The organism is Pseudoxanthomonas broegbernensis (assembly GCF_014202435.1).
GTDB classification, from domain to species: Bacteria; Pseudomonadota; Gammaproteobacteria; order Xanthomonadales; family Xanthomonadaceae; genus Pseudoxanthomonas; species Pseudoxanthomonas broegbernensis.
The window spans coordinates 338,277-354,536 of record NZ_JACHGU010000004.1; the positions used below are offsets into that span (position 1 = coordinate 338,277).

The 16,260-nt window shown below is 71.0% G+C and carries 13 protein-coding genes; 8 read left to right on the plus strand and 5 right to left on the minus strand.

Annotated features, from left to right (window positions below; translation table 11 throughout):
* Positions 1-4 precede the first annotated feature (4 nt).
* Genes HNR76_RS10585 through HNR76_RS10595 form a run of 3 tightly spaced genes read left to right on the plus strand, consistent with a single transcriptional unit; the run spans position 5 to position 3,466 of the window.
* Entirely contained in the window at positions 5-1,510 is a 1,506-nt protein-coding gene (locus tag HNR76_RS10585; RefSeq protein ID WP_162310464.1) for an alpha/beta hydrolase, read from the plus strand.
* A gap of 31 nt (positions 1,511-1,541) precedes the next feature.
* A complete protein-coding gene (locus HNR76_RS10590) occupies positions 1,542-2,288 on the plus strand; it encodes an ABC transporter ATP-binding protein (RefSeq protein WP_162310463.1) in 747 nt (248 codons plus the stop codon).
* The gene (locus tag HNR76_RS10595) at positions 2,285-3,466 is read left to right on the plus strand and encodes an ABC transporter permease (RefSeq protein WP_162310462.1); all 1,182 of its coding nucleotides are present in this window, start codon (positions 2,285-2,287) and stop codon (positions 3,464-3,466) included. Before HNR76_RS10590 ends, HNR76_RS10595 begins: the two co-directional genes overlap by 4 nt.
* 196 nt (positions 3,467-3,662) lie before the next feature.
* On the opposite strand, the gene HNR76_RS10600 is transcribed toward HNR76_RS10595, so the two are convergent.
* From HNR76_RS10600 to rpmH, 5 genes are all read right to left on the minus strand, one after another.
* Complete coding sequence (locus HNR76_RS10600; protein ID WP_162310461.1) at positions 3,663-4,664, minus strand: energy transducer TonB; 1,002 nt, start codon at positions 4,662-4,664, stop codon at positions 3,663-3,665.
* Positions 4,665-4,808: 144 nt separating this feature from the next.
* On the minus strand, positions 4,809-6,152 hold the full coding sequence (gene mnmE / locus HNR76_RS10605) for a tRNA uridine-5-carboxymethylaminomethyl(34) synthesis GTPase MnmE (RefSeq protein ID WP_162310460.1): 1,344 nt from the start codon (positions 6,150-6,152) through the stop codon (positions 4,809-4,811).
* 148 nt (positions 6,153-6,300) lie between these two features.
* A complete protein-coding gene (gene yidC / locus HNR76_RS10610) occupies positions 6,301-8,013 on the minus strand; it encodes a membrane protein insertase YidC (protein ID WP_162310459.1) in 1,713 nt (570 codons plus the stop codon).
* Positions 8,010-8,465 (minus strand): ribonuclease P protein component, encoded by a 456-nt coding sequence (rnpA, locus tag HNR76_RS10615; RefSeq protein WP_162310667.1) that lies wholly within the window; start codon positions 8,463-8,465, stop codon positions 8,010-8,012. The genes yidC and rnpA overlap by 4 nt, the downstream gene beginning before the upstream one ends.
* Positions 8,466-8,502: 37 nt before the next feature.
* A complete protein-coding gene (gene rpmH, locus HNR76_RS10620) occupies positions 8,503-8,643 on the minus strand; it encodes a 50S ribosomal protein L34 (RefSeq protein WP_162310458.1) in 141 nt (46 codons plus the stop codon).
* A 244-nt stretch (positions 8,644-8,887) separates the two neighbouring features.
* Between rpmH and dnaA the strand changes: the two genes are divergently transcribed.
* The 5 genes from dnaA to HNR76_RS10645 all read left to right on the plus strand — a co-directional run bounded on the left by dnaA (position 8,888) and on the right by HNR76_RS10645 (position 16,191).
* A complete protein-coding gene (dnaA, locus tag HNR76_RS10625) occupies positions 8,888-10,213 on the plus strand; it encodes a chromosomal replication initiator protein DnaA (RefSeq protein WP_162310457.1) in 1,326 nt (441 codons plus the stop codon).
* A gap of 312 nt (positions 10,214-10,525) precedes the next feature.
* Entirely contained in the window at positions 10,526-11,626 is a 1,101-nt protein-coding gene (gene dnaN / locus HNR76_RS10630) for a DNA polymerase III subunit beta (RefSeq protein WP_162310456.1), read from the plus strand.
* A gap of 82 nt (positions 11,627-11,708) precedes the next feature.
* Positions 11,709-12,803: a DNA replication/repair protein RecF gene (gene recF / locus HNR76_RS10635; RefSeq protein WP_162310455.1), complete on the plus strand. Its 1,095-nt coding sequence runs from the start codon at positions 11,709-11,711 to the stop codon at positions 12,801-12,803.
* Positions 12,804-12,914: 111 nt separating this feature from the next.
* Entirely contained in the window at positions 12,915-15,371 is a 2,457-nt protein-coding gene (gene gyrB / locus HNR76_RS10640; protein WP_162310454.1) for a DNA topoisomerase (ATP-hydrolyzing) subunit B, read from the plus strand.
* Positions 15,364-16,191: a CPBP family intramembrane glutamic endopeptidase gene (locus HNR76_RS10645; protein WP_162310453.1), complete on the plus strand. Its 828-nt coding sequence runs from the start codon at positions 15,364-15,366 to the stop codon at positions 16,189-16,191. The genes gyrB and HNR76_RS10645 overlap by 8 nt, the downstream gene beginning before the upstream one ends.
* The last annotated feature ends 69 nt before the right edge of the window (positions 16,192-16,260 follow it).

Consider the following 16,260-nt stretch of genomic DNA (forward strand, 5'->3'; position numbering starts at 1 on the left):
TTCGATGATCCCCGGAACGACCCGTTTCCTCCTCGCCGCCGCGCTGGCCGCCGGCCTGCCCGGCTGCGACTCCACCGCCGATCCGGCGCAGACGGCGGCGGCCACGCGCCACTACGGCCGCATCGCGTTCGAACCCTGCACCCTGGCCAGCGGCGCGTTCGCCGGCAACGTGCAGGCCCAGTGCGCCCGCTTCCAGGTACCGGAGAACCGCGCCGCGCCCGATGGCCGGAAGATCGAGCTGGCCCTGGCCTGGCTGCCCGCCACCGAGGAAGGCTCGGCGGTGGACGACCCGGTGTTCTTCTTCGCCGGCGGCCCGGGCCAGTCGGCGCTGCGCACCTGGCCGCAGATCGACCCGGCCTTCGCCCAGGTGCGCAAGCAGCGGCACGTGGTGCTGATCGACCAGCGCGGCACCGGCGGCTCCAACCCACTGGAGTGCGAGGACGAGGACGAGGAATCCGCGGCCACGCCCGATCCGGGGGAACTGGCCGCCTTCGCCGGCCGCTGTGCAGAGCGCCTCGGCGATCGCGCCGATCCGCGCTTCTACACCACGATGGACGCCATCGCCGACGTCGAGGCCGTGCGCGAGGCGATCGGTACGGCGAAGATCGACCTGGTCGGCGTGTCCTACGGCACCCGCGTGGCCCAGCAATACGCCGCGCGCCACCCGCAGCACGTGCGCAGCCTGGTCCTGGACGGCGTGGCGCCCAACGACCTGGTGGTCGGCGGCGAGTTCGCCCATACCTTCGAGGACGCATTGGCGCTGCAGTCGGAAAAATGCCGGCAGTTGCCGGCCTGCGCCGCGCGCTTTCCTCAGGATGCGCGCACCCAGTTGGCCGCCCTGGTGGAACGGCTGCGGCAGGCGCCGGTGGACGTCGAATACCGCGACCCGGCCAGCGCGCAGAGCCACCGCGGCACGGTCGATGCCGACACCGTCACCGGCCTGGCCTTCCTGTTCTCGTACATGCCGCAGACCGCCTCGCTGCTGCCGCTGGTGCTGGACGAGGCCGGCCAGGGCCGCTACGCCCCGCTGATGTCGTTGCACGAGCTGATGGGCCGCAGCATGGGCGGGACGATGGCGCGCGGCATGCAATGGTCGGTGATCTGCGCCGAGGACGCCGACCGCTACCGCGACACCGGCGCCGCCGACGGCACCCTGCTGGGCCCGGACGTGGCGCGGATGTTCTTCGCCGCCTGCGCCGGCTGGCCGCACGGCGGCCGCCCGCGGGACTTCACCGCGCCGCTGCGCTCGCAAGCGCCCGCGCTGCTGGTGTCCGGCGAGCTGGACCCGGTGACCCCGCCGCGCTATGGCGAGCGGGTACTCGCCGGCCTGGGCAACGGCCGCCACCTGGTCGCGCAGGGACAGGGCCACGGCAACCTCGGCAGCGGCTGCATGCCGCGGCTGGTGGCCCAGTTCCTCGAATCGGCCGACGCCGGGTCGCTCGACGCCACCTGCCTGGACACGATGGCCTACGTGCCGCCCTTCACCAGCTTCAACGGATGGGAACCCTGATGCGCCCACACCTCCACACGGGAGCCGCCGCATGATCCGCGCCCACGACCTGCACAAGCGCTTCAAGACCAAGACCGGCACGGTCCACGCCGTGGCCGGCGTCAGCTTCGAGGCGCACGACGGCCAGATCACCGGCCTGCTCGGCCCCAACGGCGCCGGCAAGACCACCACCCTGCGCATGCTCTACACCCTGATGAAACCCGATGCCGGCCGGATCGAGGTCGATGGCGTGGACCCGGCGCACGACCCGGTCGCGGTGCGCCGCGCCCTGGGCGTGCTGCCGGATGCGCGCGGCGTGTACAAGCGCCTGACCGCGCGCGAGAACATCGCCTACTTCGCGCGCCTGCACGGGCTTTCGGCCGCCGCCGCCGCGCAGCGCATCCAGGCGCTGTCGCAGGCGCTGGACATGGACGAGATCCTGGACCGCCGGACCGAGGGCTTCTCCCAGGGCCAGCGCACCAAGACCGCGATCGCCCGCGCCCTGGTCCACGACCCGCGCAACGTGATCCTGGACGAGCCGACCAACGGCCTGGACGTGATGACCACCCGCGCCATGCGCGAATTCCTGCGCCGGCTGCGCGAGGAAGGCCGCTGCGTGATCTTCTCCAGCCACATCATGCAGGAGGTGGCCGCGCTGTGCGATCGCATCGTCATCGTCGCCAAGGGCCGGGTGGTGGCCGCCGGCAGCGCCGACCAACTGCGCGAGCAGACCGGCGAGGAGAACCTGGAGGACGCCTTCGTCAAGGCGATCGGCTCGGAGGAGGGCCTGCACGCATGAGCGCACTGGCGACGATGTGGACCGTACTGGTCAAGGAACTGCGCGACATCGGCCGCGACCGCCGCACCCTGGGCCTGACCCTGCTGCTGGGGCCGCTGCTGTTCCCGGCCATCATCCTGGGCATGGGCTCGCTGGCCGAGAAGCGCGCGCGCACCCAGATCGAACAGGTGCTGGAGGTGCCGACGGTGGGGCGCGAGCGGGCGCCCAACCTGGTCGCGTTCCTGGCCACCCAGGGCATCCGCGCGGTGGACGCGCCGGCGGACCTGGAGGATGCCCTGCGCGAGCAGCGGGTGGACGCGGGCCTGCGCATCTCCGAAAACTTCGCCGAGGACTGGCATGCCGGCCGGCCGGCGCTGGTGGAGGTGATGCTGGACAGCAGCCAGCGCGACTCGGGCATTCCCGGGCGCCGGCTGTCCTCGGCGCTGGCCGCCTACGGCGGCCAGGTCGGCGCGCTGCGCCTGCTCGCCCGCGGCGTGGACGCCTCGGTGGCCCAGCCGGTGAACGTGGGCACCCTGGACGTGGCCACGCCCGACGCCAAGCGCGGCTTCCTGCTGTCGCTGATGCTGCCCTACTTCCTGATCATCACCGCCTTCCTCGGCGGCGCGGCGCTGGTCCTGGACGCCACCGCCGGCGAGCGCGAGCGGCAGTCGCTGGAGCCGCTGCTGGCCACGCCGGCGGCGCGCGGCGCGATCGTCAGCGGCAAGATCGCCGCGGCCTGCGTGCTGGGCGTCGTCTCCCTGCTGCTGTCGCTGCTGGCGATCAAGCTCAGCGCGCAGATGGGCACGGGCACCGCCCGCAGCCTGGACATGTCGCTGCATGCCATCGGCAAGATGCTGTTCGTGCTGCTGCCCATGCTGCTGATCGGCACCTCGCTGCTGACCTTCCTGGCCGCGGCCGCCAAGAGCCTGAAGGAGGCGCAGAGCCACATGTCCTGGCTGATGCTGCTGCCGATGGTCCCGACCATCATGCTGATGGCCAGCCCGGTGAAGAGCCAACTGTGGCAGTTCGCGGTGCCGTTCCTGGCCCAGAACCAGTTGCTGCTGAAGGTGATCCGCGGCGAGGCGATCGGCCCCCAGGCGTGGGGGGTGTACCTGGGCGCCAGCGTGGGCCTGGCCGCGCTGCTGTGGCTGGCGGCGGTGCTGCGCTACCGCCAGGAGAAGCTGGCGATCTCCACCTGAAGCCCCGGCACTCGGGTACCGCAGGATGGCTCCGTGGAAGCGCCCTCGGGCGGGTGCAGCTCCTCGGGCGCTCATGGCGTGGGCGGCACGCGCAGGCACGCCTCCCCCCAGGCCGAGGCAGGGCCGTGGCGGATGTCCCATGACGAAGAAGCCCGGCGATGCCGGGCTTCTTCGTTTCGTGCAGCCTGGCCTTCGCTCAGTCGGCCGGGCTGAAGACCAGGGTGCGGCGGGTGGTGACCGGCGTGTCCCCCGCTTCGAAGCGCCAGCGGCGCACCGCGTTGAGCGCCTCGCGGTCGAAGGTGCGTGGCGGGGTGGCGCGCAGCACGCGCGCGTCGCTGACGCTGCCGTCCCGCTCCACCGTGAACTCCACCAGCACCTCGCCGGCCGTGCCCGAGCGCAGGGCTTCGGGCGGATAGCGCGGCTGCGCCATGCTGACCGCGCGCAGGCTGCGCTGCGGGGGCGTCGGTGCGGCCGCCGGGCGCGCGGGCTGCTGCGTGGCCGCTGCCTGGGCCGCGCGCTGCTCGGCGGCGCGCTGTTCGGCCTCCTGGCGTTCGGCCGCCAGGCGCGCGGCCTCCTGCTGCTCGGCCAGCCGGCGCGCGGCATCGGCCTCGGCCGCCTGCTGCTGCACCGCGCGCTGCTGCTCGGCCTGGGTGCGCGCCTCCACCTCGGCGCGCGCGCGCGTGGCCTCGGCCTCGCTGCGCTGGGCCACCGCCTGCTGCGCGCTGACGATGCTCTGCTTGATGCGCGGCAGCGCCGGCGCGGAGGCGTCGCCCTTCTCGATCAGCGCCGCCAGGCGCTGGGCCTCGCCGAACTGCTCGCGGCCGACCGCCTGCTCGGTGGCGATGACGGTGTAGGGCATCAGGTCGGTCAGCGCGCTGTTGACCGACGGATCGTCGGGCAGCTTGTCGCGCAGGGCCAGGTAGTACTCCATGGCGTTGTCGCCGGCCGGCGCGTACATCCGGTTCTCGCGCAGCGCCTGGGTGGCGGCTTCGCGCAACTGGTCCGCGCTCATGGCCTGCACGCTGGCGGCCACGGCCGGCGCCGGCGGCGCGGCGGGCTCGGCGGCGGCGGGCGTGCCGTCCGCCGGCGGCGCGGCGGCCGGTGCGGCTTCTTCCTGCTTGGAACAGGCGCCCAGCATCAGCGCCAACAGCAGGCACGCGGCCAGCCGCGACTTCGACGAAATCGTCATGGTCTGCATTGTCTTTCCCCCGTGGCAAAGCCTGTGGTACCGCGGACTCTTCCCTTAGCTCGCGCCATTAGGCCCGGATTGTCAACCGGTTGGCGCGAGCCTACAACCCATCCGCACCGGTTCCATTCCCGCGCGACGGCGGGTGCGGCGCGGCTACTTGCCGATGCAGAAGCTGGCGAAGATGTGGCCGAGCATCTCGTCGGCGCCGATCCGGCCGGTGATCGCGCCCAGGGTGTCGTGGGCCAGGCGCAGTTCCTCGGCCGCCAGTTCCAGGCGGCCGAGGCCCAGCTCGGCCGCGGCCGCATCGGCATGGCCCAGGGTCTGGCGCAGGCCGTCGACCTGGCGGGCGCGGGCGCTGAATTCGCCTTCGGCCGCGTCCGGCGCACCGCCGGCGGCCCGCTCGCGCAGCAGGGCGTGCAGGCGCTCCAGGCCGGCCCCGGTCAGGGCCGAGACCCGCACCGCATGCGGCGCATCGAGCGGTGCGGCGCCGGCGTCCAGCAGGTCGGCCTTGTTGTGGATCCACAGCCGCATCGGCACGTCGGCCGCGGCCGCCTCCAGCGCGGCGCGGTCGGCGGACGGGTCGCGCGCGTCGACCACCAGCAGGGCCAGGTCGGCGCGGGCCAGCTCGGCATGGGCGCGGCGCATGCCCTCGCGCTCGATCGCATCGCCGCCCTCGCGCAGCCCGGCGGTATCGGCCAGGACCAGTTCCAGGCCATCGATGCGAACGGTCTCGCGCAGCACGTCGCGGGTGGTGCCGGCCACCTCGGCGACGATGGCCCGCGCATCGCCGGCCAGCGCGTTGAGCAGCGAGCTCTTGCCGGCGTTGGGCGGACCCAGCAGCACCGCATGCAGGCCGTCGCGCAGGCGGCGGCCGCGTTCGGCCCGTTCCAGCAGCGTGCGCGCCTGGCCGCGCAGGCCGTCCAGCTCGGCGGCCACCTGCGGCAGGCCCAGGGTGTCGATCGGTTCGTCGACGAAGTCGATCGCCGCCTCGACGTGGATGCGCAGGCGCAACAGGGTGCCGGCGATGGCCTCCACGCGCTGGGAGAACGCGCCCTCCAGCGAGCGCCGGGCCGCGCGGGCCGCGCGCAGGTCGGCCGCGGCGATCAGGTCGGCGATGGCCTCGGCCTGGACCAGATCGAGCTTGCCGTTGAGGAAGGCGCGCTCGCTGAACTCGCCCGGGCGCGCCGGGCGCGCGCCCAGCTCGCAGCAGCGCTCCACCAGCCGGCGCAGCAGCACGGGGCTGCCGTGCGCCTGCAGCTCGGCCACGTCCTCGCCGGTGAAGCTGTGCGGGCCCGGGAAGGCGAGGACGATGCCGTCGTCGATGGCCTCGCCATCGGCGGCGCGGAAGCCGGCGCGTTGCGCGCGGCGCGGCACGGCGCGGCGGCCGCTTATCGTGGCCGCGATCTCCAGCGCGCGCGGGCCCGACAGGCGCACGAGGCCCACGCCGCCGGCACCCGGGGCGGTGGCGATGGCGGCGATGGTCTCGGTCTGGCTCATGCGGGATGCGGGATGCGGGATGCGGGATGCGGGATGCGGGAGAGCGTAGCGGCTGATGCGCACGATTGCGCAGCCGGGGCGGCGGCCGCCGCCCGAAAGCAGGAACCCGCCATGACGGCGGGTTCCTTCGGATGCGCGGCGGCCGGCCTTACTTGGCGGGCGTGGGCCGGGGCGCCGGCTCGCCGTGGCGCTTCATCATCCACCACTGCTGCAGCAGGCCCAGCGCGCCGTTGGTCACCCAGTACAGCACCAGGCCGGCGGGGAAGAACGCCATCATCACGCCGAAGGCCACCGGCATGAACTGCATCATCCTCTGCTGCATCGGGTCCATGCCCGGCGCCGGCTGCAGCTTCTGGGTGAACCACATCACCGCCACGTTGATCACCGGCAGGATGAAGTACGGATCGCGCGCGGTCAGGTCCTGGATCCAGCCCACCCATGGCGCATGCCGCAGTTCCACCGACTCCACCAGCACCCAGTACAGGGCCAGGAACACCGGCATCTGCACCACGATCGGCAGGCACCCGCCCATCGGGTTGATCTTCTCCTTCTTGTACAGCTCCATCATGGCGACCTGGAACTTCTGCTTGTCGTCGCCGTAGCGTTCCTTGAGCTGCTGGATGCGCGGCTGGAACTTGCGCATCTTGGCGAAGCTCTTGTACTGGGCCGCCGACAGCGGATACATCACCAGCTTGACCAGCAGCACCAGGCCGATGATCGCCCAGCCCCAGTTGCCGATCAGGCCGAACAGGTGGCCGAGCACCCAGAACAGGCCCTCGCCCAGGATCGCCAGGATCGAGAACTGGCTGTAGTCCACCGCCCGCTCCAGGCCCGGCACGGCCTGGGCGCGGATCTGCGAGACCAGCTTCGGCCCCACGTACAGGCGGGCGCTGGCCGTGCCGGTGGCGCCCGGGGCGACCTGCAGCGGCGCGCCCAGCTCGCGCACCAGGGCGCCGCTGGCCGGCGCGTCCAGCGAGATCGTCGCCGGCTGCCCGCCTTCCGGGATCCAGGCGCTGAAGAAATGATGCTGCAGCATCGCCACCCAGCCGTTGGCCGTCTGCTGGTCGACCTTTCCGTCCTCCAGGTAGTCCTCGCCGAACTTGCGCCGCTGGTAGCTGCCGTCGTACCAGGCCGCGCCGTTGAAGCTGAAGGACTCCGGCCGGGTGTAGCCGCGCTTGATCTGCGGCGGGGTGCGGATGAGCTGGCGATAGACCTGTCCCTGCCAGGGCGTGGCGCCGTCGTTGGCGATCTCGTCGCGCACCTGCACGGCGTAGCCGCCGCGGGTGAGGGTGTAGGTGCGGGTGATGCGCACGCCGTCCTCGCCTTGCCAGACGAAGGGCACCGCCACCGTGTCCTGGCCCGGGGCCAGCGCGTACTCGCGCTCGGGGCCGGCCGGGACGAAGCCGGACTGGTGGCTGGGCGCCGAGGCGGCGGTGCTGACCCAGCCGCTCTGCGCCGCATAGAACTCGCCCGGCGCCTGGCTGAACAGGCGGACCGGCGCGCTGCCCGGGTCGCGGCTCTGCGGGAACTGCAGCAGGTCGGCCTGCAGCACGCTGCCGCCGTCCAGGACCAGGCGCAGGACGTCGGTGGTCACGCTCACCCGGGCCGCGGTGGCCGCGGCCGGCACGGCGGCCTCCGCGACGGGGGCGGCCGCGGCGGTCGGCATGGGCACCGAGGCGTCGGCCCCGGCCCCGGCCGGGGCGGCGGCCGGCACGGCATCCGGCACCGCGGTCGCGGCGTCGAGCGCGGTGGTCGGGGCGGGAGGAGTCGGCGGGGCGGCCTTCTCCTTGCCCCATTCCATCCACAGCAGCATCGCCACCATCAGCCAGGCGAGGATCAGGAATACGCGGGTCTGGTTCATTCGGGCAGGCTGGTTCGGCCGGCGCGAGCATCCGGCGTGGAATCGGGAGGGGACGTCGGCGCCGCGGCCGCGGGCATTGTGCCGTCGGCGACCGGCGCGGGCAATGCGCCGGCCTTGCGCAGCAGGCGCGTCAGCGCGGCGGCGATCTGCGCGTGGCTGGCGCGGGCGGCGGCGGGGCGGGCGACCACCACGTAGTCGCCGCCGGCCAGTTGCGGACGGATGCGGCGGGTGGTCTCGCGCAGAATGCGCTTGATCCGGTTGCGGCCCACGGCACGCGGATCCACCTTGCGCGATACGGCCTGCCCGAGGCGGGGTTCGCCGTCGCCGGGAAGCCAGTGCAGGCCAAGCAGGGCATCGCCGAGGCGGCGGCCGCCGTCAAATACGCGGGTGTAGTCGGCACGCGAACGGACCCTGGCGCCGCGAGGGAATCGCGCGCGCGGGTCCGTGTTCATTGCAATGCTCTCGCCGCGGCGCACCGGCCGCGCGCGATCAAGCGCTCAGGCGCGCGCGGCCCTTGGCGCGGCGACGCGCCAGGATCTTGCGGCCGTCGGCGGTCTTCATGCGGGCACGGAAGCCGTGGTCGCGCTTGCGCTTGAGGTTGCTGGGCTGGAAGGTGCGCTTGGTGGCCATGGCGGCACTCGGGAAGTGTTCGGGATCGAAAGAACCGGAAATTCTAGGGGCACCCCGCCTCCGGGTCAACCTGCCCGGTGCCGGGCCCACGGCGCGAATGCCCTCGGGCTGTGGATGGCCTGTGGATGAATCTTGGGAAACGGCGGGGCCGGTGGTAGGCTGCCCTGTCCGATACCGCCCCTCCGCGGTCTCCGGCGACGCTCCTGGCGGCGCGGTGACCGCGCCCGACGAGCTTTGCCTTTCGATGGATGCCTGGCCCCGCTGTCTGGAACGTCTCGAAGCCGAACTGCCGGCCGAGGACATCCATACCTGGCTCAAACCCCTGCAGGCCGAGGAGCGCGCCGACGGCGTGGTCCTGTACGCGCCCAACGCCTTCATCGTCGAGCAGGTGCGCGAGCGCTTCCTGCCGCGCATCCGCGAGCTGGCGCAGCATTTCGCCGGACACCTGAACGTGGGCCTCGAGATCGGCTCGCGGCCGAAGACGGCCGAACCGCCGCCGCCGGCAGGCACGATGCCCGCCGCCCGCGCGGTGCCGGCCGAGCCGTTCGGCGGCAACCTCGATTCGCACTACGTGTTCGAGAACTTCGTGGAGGGCCGCAGCAACCAGCTCGGCCGCGCCGCGGCCTGGCAGGCGGCGCAGAAACCCGGCGACCGCGCCCACAACCCGTTGCTGCTGTACGGGGGCACCGGCCTGGGCAAGACCCACCTGATGTTCGCCGCCGGCAACGAGATGCGCCGGCTCAACCCGGGCGCGCGCGTGCTGTACCTGCGCTCGGAGCAGTTCTACAACGCCTTCTTCCGCGCCCTGCAGGAGAAGACCGCCGACCAGTTCAAGCGCCAGTTCCAGCAGATCGACGCGCTGCTGATCGACGACATCCAGTTCTTCGCCGGCAAGGACCGCACCCAGGAGGAGTTCTTCCACACCTTCAACGCGCTGTTCGACAGCCGCCAGCAGATCATCATGACCTGCGACCGCTACCCGCGCGAGGTCGACGGCCTGGAGCCGCGGCTGAAGTCGCGCCTGGCCTGGGGCCTGTCGGTGGCCATCGATCCGCCCGACTTCGAGACCCGCGCGGCCATCGTCCTGGCCAAGGCGCGCGAGCGCGGCGCGCAGATTCCCGACGAGGTCGCCTTCCTGCTGGCCAAAAAGATGCGCAGCAACGTGCGCGACCTGGAAGGGGCGCTCAACACCCTGGCCGCGCGGGCCAACTTCACCGGCCGCGCGATCAGCGTGGAATTCGCCCAGGAGACCCTGCGCGACCTGCTGCGCGCCCAGCAGCAGGCCATCGGCATCCCCAACATCCAGAAGACCGTGGCCGACTACTACGGCCTGCAGATCAAGGACCTGCTGTCCAAGCGCCGGACCCGCTCGCTGGCGCGGCCGCGGCAGGTGGCCATGGCCCTGACCAAGGAACTGACCGAACACAGCCTGCCGGAGATCGGCGATGCCTTCGCCGGCCGCGACCACACCACCGTGCTGCACGCCTGCCGGCAGATCCGCACGCTGATGGAAGCCGACGGCAAGCTGCGCGAGGACTGGGACAAGTTGATCCGGAAGTTGAGCGAATGACTCTTTCCGAGGAAAGCGGGGCGATCGCCGGGCCGCACGCACGGGAGTCATCCAAGGGCGAAAAGGTGCGGTAGATTCTCCGGGTACAACACGGGGGCGGGCTGGGGATAAGCGGGGGACAGAAACGATCACCGGAAACCATCCACAGCTTGTCCCAGCCCCGGCAGCGTCTTTCCAGCACGGTTTGGTCCAGATAAATCCCGTTTGTTTTCATGTATTTAAAGCTGTTATACACAGCCCGAAGCCCCCTCCAGCACCACCGCTTTTTGATTTATTCCACATCTTCTCTAAAGCGTAGAGGCACGGAATCCCATGCGTTTCACTCTCCAGCGCGAAGCCTTGCTCAAGCCTCTGGCCCAGGTCGTCAACGTCATCGAGCGGCGCCAGACCCTTCCCGTTCTGGCCAACTTCCTGGTCCAGGTCCAAGACGGGCAGCTCTCGCTGACCGGCACCGACCTGGAGGTGGAGATGATTGCCCGTACCTCGGTCGAGGACGCCCAGGACGGGGAGACCACCATCCCGGCGCGAAAGCTGTTCGAGATCGTGCGGGCGCTGCCGGATGGCAGCCGGGTCACCGTGTCCCAGTCCGGCGACAAGGTCTCGGTGCAGGCCGGACGCAGCCGCTTCACCCTGGCGACCCTGCCGGCCAACGACTTTCCGTCGGTGGACGAGGTCGAGGCCACCGAGCGCATCGGCGTGCCGGAAGCCGCACTGAAGGAGCTGATCGAACGCACCGCCTTCGCCATGGCCCAGCAGGACGTGCGCTACTACCTCAACGGCCTGCTGTTCGACCTGCGCGAATCCACCCTGCGCTGCGTGGCCACCGACGGCCACCGCCTGGCGCTGTGCGAGGCGCCGCTGGATCAGCCGGTGGCGACCAAGCGCCAGATCATCGTGCCGCGCAAGGGCGTGACCGAACTGCAGCGTCTGCTGGAGGGCGGCGACCGGGCGCTGGAGCTGGAGATCGGCCGCAGCCACATCCGGGTCAAGCGCGACGACGTCAGCTTCACTTCCAAGCTGATCGATGGCCGCTTCCCCGACTACGAGGCGGTGATCCCGATCGGCGCGGAGAAGGAAGTGCGCGTGGACCGGGAGGTGCTGCGCACGGCGCTGCAGCGTGCCGCCATCCTGTCCAACGAGAAGTACCGCGGCGTGCGCGTGGAGATTTCCCCGGGGCAGTTGAAGATCAACGCACACAACCCCGAGCAGGAAGAGGCGCAGGAAGAGATCGAGGCCGACACCACGGTGGATGGCATCGCCATCGGCTTCAACGTGAACTACCTGCTCGACGCCCTGGGTGCCTTGCGCGACGAGTTCGTGGTGGTGGCCCTGCGCGATGCCAATTCCTCGGCATTGGTGCGGGAAGCGGGCAGCGACAAGTGTCGCCATGTGGTGATGCCGCTGCGCCTGTGACCGGCTCCGGGCAACCCGCCATGTTTCACGTGGAACTCCGACGCCCGGCCTTGTCCGGGCGTCTTCCTGTGCGGGCCTCGCCATGCGCGTGACTCGGTTGGCCCTGCGCGACCTGCGCCGCTTCCAGGCGGTGGAGATGGCGCCCGCGCCCGGCCTGAACCTGCTGACGGGCGGCAATGGCGCAGGCAAGACCAGCGTGCTGGAAGCCTTGCACCTGATGGCCTATGGGCGCAGCTTCCGAGGCCGCGTCCGCGACGGTCTGATCCGCGACCAGGCCCCGGCGCTGGAAGTTTTCGTCGAATGGGAGGAAATGGACGCCGCGGACATGACCCGGACGCGGCGCGCGGGCCTGCGGCACGCAGGCCAGGCTTGGACCGGCCGCCTGGATGGAGAGGACGTCGCCCACCTGGGCCAGTTGTGCGCGGCGCTGGCGGTGGTGACCTTCGAGCCGGGCAGCCACGCGCTGATCGCCGGGGGCGCCGAGAACCGGCGGCGCTACCTCGACTGGGGCCTGTTCCACGTGGAACAGGACTTCATGTTCCTGTGGCGCCGTTATGCGCGGGCCCTCAAGCAGCGCAATGCGTTGCTGAAGGCCGGCGGCGGCACCGCGCAACTGGATGCCTGGGACCGGGAGCTGGCCGAGACGGGCGAGGCATTGACCGTACACCGCGAACGCTACCTGGCCGAACTGGCCCCGCGGGTGGCCGAGACCACGACCGGGCTCAGTGGGACGATCCCGCTGGAAGGCCTGGAATTCCAGCCCGGCTGGCGCCGCCAGGAGTTCTCCCTGGCCGACGCGCTGTTGCTGGGACGCGAACGGGACCGGCTCAGCGGCCATACCGGGGCCGGGCCGCACCGGGCCGACTGGAGCGTGCGCTTCAAGGAGTTGCCAGGCCGGGAGGCGCTCTCTCGCGGCCAGACCAAGCTGCTCGCACTGGCGGTGCTGCTGGCCCAGGCGGGCGACTACGCGGCGCGGCGTGGGCAGTGGCCGGTAATCGCGCTGGATGACCTCCCTTCCGAGCTGGATCGGCCGCACCAGCAGCGCGTGTTCGACCATCTGCGGCGCCAGTCCGGACTGCAACTGTTCGTCACCGCCACCGAGGCGCCGCCGGTACTGGCGGACATGGGGCTGACGTACCGCCTGTTCCACGTGGAACAGGGCCATCTCTCCGGCTGAACCTGGGTCTCGGAGGGCGGGGTGTCGAGGCTGGTATAATCGGCTGTCTACCCTATGGCCTTGGGCCGCGCCTCCCAAGGTCTGCGGTCCGGCCCCGAGCGCGGCGAAGGCATGAGCGAACAGACCCCCGGCAACGACTTCTACGATTCCAGCAAGATCACCGTCCTGCGCGGCCTGGAAGCGGTGCGCAAGCGACCGGGCATGTACATCGGCGATGTGCACGACGGCACCGGCCTGCACCACATGGTGTTCGAGGTGGTCGACAACTCGGTCGACGAGGCGCTGGCCGGGCACGCCGACGACATCGTCGTGCGGATCCTGGAGGACGGCTCGGTGGCCGTGTCCGACAACGGCCGCGGCATTCCGGTGGACATGCACAAGGAGGAGCAGCGCGCGGCCGCCGAGGTGATCCTCACCGTGCTGCATGCCGGCGGCAAGTTCGACGACAACAGCTACAAGGTCTCCGGCGGCCTGCACGGAGTGGGCGTGTCGGTGGTCAATGCGTTGTCCGAGCACCTGTGGCTGGACATCTGGCGCGACGGTTTCCACTGGCAGCAGGAATACTCGATGGGCGAGCCGCTGTATCCGCTCAAGCGCCTGGAGCCTTCCGACCGGCGCGGCACCACCCTGCGCTTCAAGCCGGCGGTGGAGATCTTCAGCGACACCGAATTCCACTACGACATCCTGGTGCGCCGCCTGCGCGAGCTGTCGTTCCTCAATTCCGGGGTCAAGATCACCCTCGTCGACGAGCGCGGCGAGGGCCGGCAGGACACCTTCCAGTACGAAGGCGGCATCCGCAGCTTCGTCGAGCACCTGGCGCAACTGAAGACGCCGCTGCATCCGAACGTGATCTCGGTGACCGGCGAGCAGAACGGGATCGTGGTCGACGTCGCCATGCAGTGGACCGACGCCTACCAGGAAACGATGTTCTGCTTCACCAACAACATCCCGCAGAAGGATGGTGGCACCCACCTGGCCGGCTTCCGCGCCGCGCTGACCCGTACCCTGAGCCAGTACATCGAGCAGAACGGGCTCGCCCGCCAGGCCAAGATCAACCTTTCCGGCGACGACATGCGCGAGGGCATGATCGCGGTGCTGTCGGTGAAGGTGCCGGACCCCAGCTTCTCCAGCCAGACCAAGGAAAAGCTGGTCAGCTCGGAGGTGAAGTCAGCAGTTGAAAGCACGTTCGGTGCACGTTTGCAGGAGTTCCTCCAGGAACATCCAAACGAGGCCCGCGCCATCACCGAGAAGGTGGTCGACGCCGCCCGCGCCCGCGAGGCCGCGCGCAAGGCGCGCGAGCTGACCCGGCGCAAGGGCGCGCTGGATATCGCCGGCCTGCCCGGCAAGCTGGCCGACTGCCAGGAGAAGGACCCGGCACTGTCGGAACTGTTCATCGTCGAGGGCGACTCGGCCGGCGGCTCGGCCAAGCAGGGCCGCAACCGCAAGAACCAGGCGGTGCTGCCCTTGCGCGGCAAGATCCTCAACGTCGAGCGTGCGCGCTTCGACCGCATGCTCGGCAGCGCGGAAGTCGGCACCCTGATCACCGCCCTGGGCACCGGCATCGGCAAGGACGAGTACAACCCGGACAAGCTGCGCTACCACCGCATCATCATCATGACCGACGCGGACGTGGACGGCTCGCACATCCGCACCCTGCTGCTGACCTTCTTCTACCGGCAGATGCCCGAACTGCTGGAGCGCGGCCACGTCTACATCGGCATGCCGCCGCTGTACAAGATCAAGCAGGGCAAGACCGAGCTGTACCTGAAGGACGACGCGGCGCTGAACGCCTACCTGGCCAGCAGCGCGGTGGACAACGCCGCGCTGGTGCCGGCGCAGGGCGAACCGCCGATCAGCGGCGAGGCCCTGGAGAAGCTGCTGCTCGCCTATGCCGGCGCGCGCGATGCGATCGCCCGCAACAGCCATCGCTTCGATGCGCTGCTGCTGGAATCGCTGATCGACTTCACCCCGCTCGATGCCGCGCACCTGGCGCGCAACACCGACGAACGCCACGAGCTCGACGCGCTGGAAGCGCGCCTGAACCGGGGCAAGCTCGGCAGCCCGCGCTTCGCGCTGGCCCTGCTGGCGGCCGAGCCCGGATCGGATGGAGCGGCCAACGATGCACGCCCGGCCGCGCTGCAGCTCACCCGCCGGCACATGGGCGAGGAAATCCGCCAGGTACTGCCGCTGACGATCTTCGAAAGCGGCGAGCTGCGGCCGCTGCGCGACGCGGCCGCGCTGCTGCACGGGCTGGTGCGCGAGGGCGCGCAGGTGGTGCGCGGCGGCCGTTCGCAGCCGGTCACCAGCTTCGCCCAGGCCCAGGCCTGGCTGTTGGAGGAGGCCAAGAAGGGCCGCCAGATCCAGCGCTTCAAGGGCCTGGGCGAGATGAACCCGGAGCAGTTGTGGGATACCACGGTCAACCCGGATACCCGCCGCCTGCTGCGCGTGCGGGTGGAGGACGCGGTGGCCGCCGACCGGATCTTCAGCACCCTGATGGGCGACGTGGTCGAGCCGCGCCGCGAGTTCATCGAGACCAACGCACTGAAGGTCGCCAACCTGGATGTCTGAGCCAGCGGACGGCGCGAATCCCGGCGCTGTCCCGCCATCGCTTCCGCCCGAGCGCACGGGCGCGCTGGTCGGCCGGTTCCTGGTGGATGCGGCGGTCGCGTTCGTCGTGCTGTCGGCGGTGGGCATGGTGGCCGGGATGGCGTGGGCCGCCTGGCGCGCGTTCCAGGTGGTGGGCCAGGGGCCCGGCCCGGCGCCGGACGCCCAGGCCATTGCCCAGGCGCTGGGCCAGCCTGGCGTGCTGGCGCAGATACTGATGGCGGTGCTGGGCATGTCGTCGGCCGCGCTGCTGCTGTACTTCTGGCGCCGCCGCGCGGATGCCGGCGAGCGCGCCCGCTCGCGCGCCGCCGCGCGCCGGCCTTCCACCTGGGCGTGGAGCCTGTCGATCGGGCTGGCGGTGTTCGCCGGCAGCACGCTGATCGGGTGGCTGATGCGGCAGGCCGGGGTGGAACCGGTGCCGAGCAACCTGCCGATGGTGGAGGAAGCCAGCCAACGCTGGCCGCTGTTCCTGTTCGTGTTCGCCGTGGTACTGGCCCCGGCCTACGAGGAGCTGCTGTTCCGCCGCGTGTTGTTCGGCCGTTTCCTGGCCGCCGGCCGGCCGTGGCTGGGCCTGGTCCTGAGCAGCCTGGCCTTCGCCCTGGTCCATGAGGTGCCGGGCCTGAGCGGCAATCCGCCGCTGGCCGTGCTGCAGTTGTGGCTGGTCTATGCCGGCATGGGCGCGGCCTTCGCCTGGGTCTACCGGCGCACCGGCACGCTGTGGTCGCCCATCGCCGCCCACGCCCTGAACAACGCCGTCGCCCTGTACGTGCACGGCCTGGTCTGAGAGCGGCCGTTTGACGAAAAGTTAAGCCCCCAACGACCACAATTTCCACTGGAACAGGCGAGGGGCGGG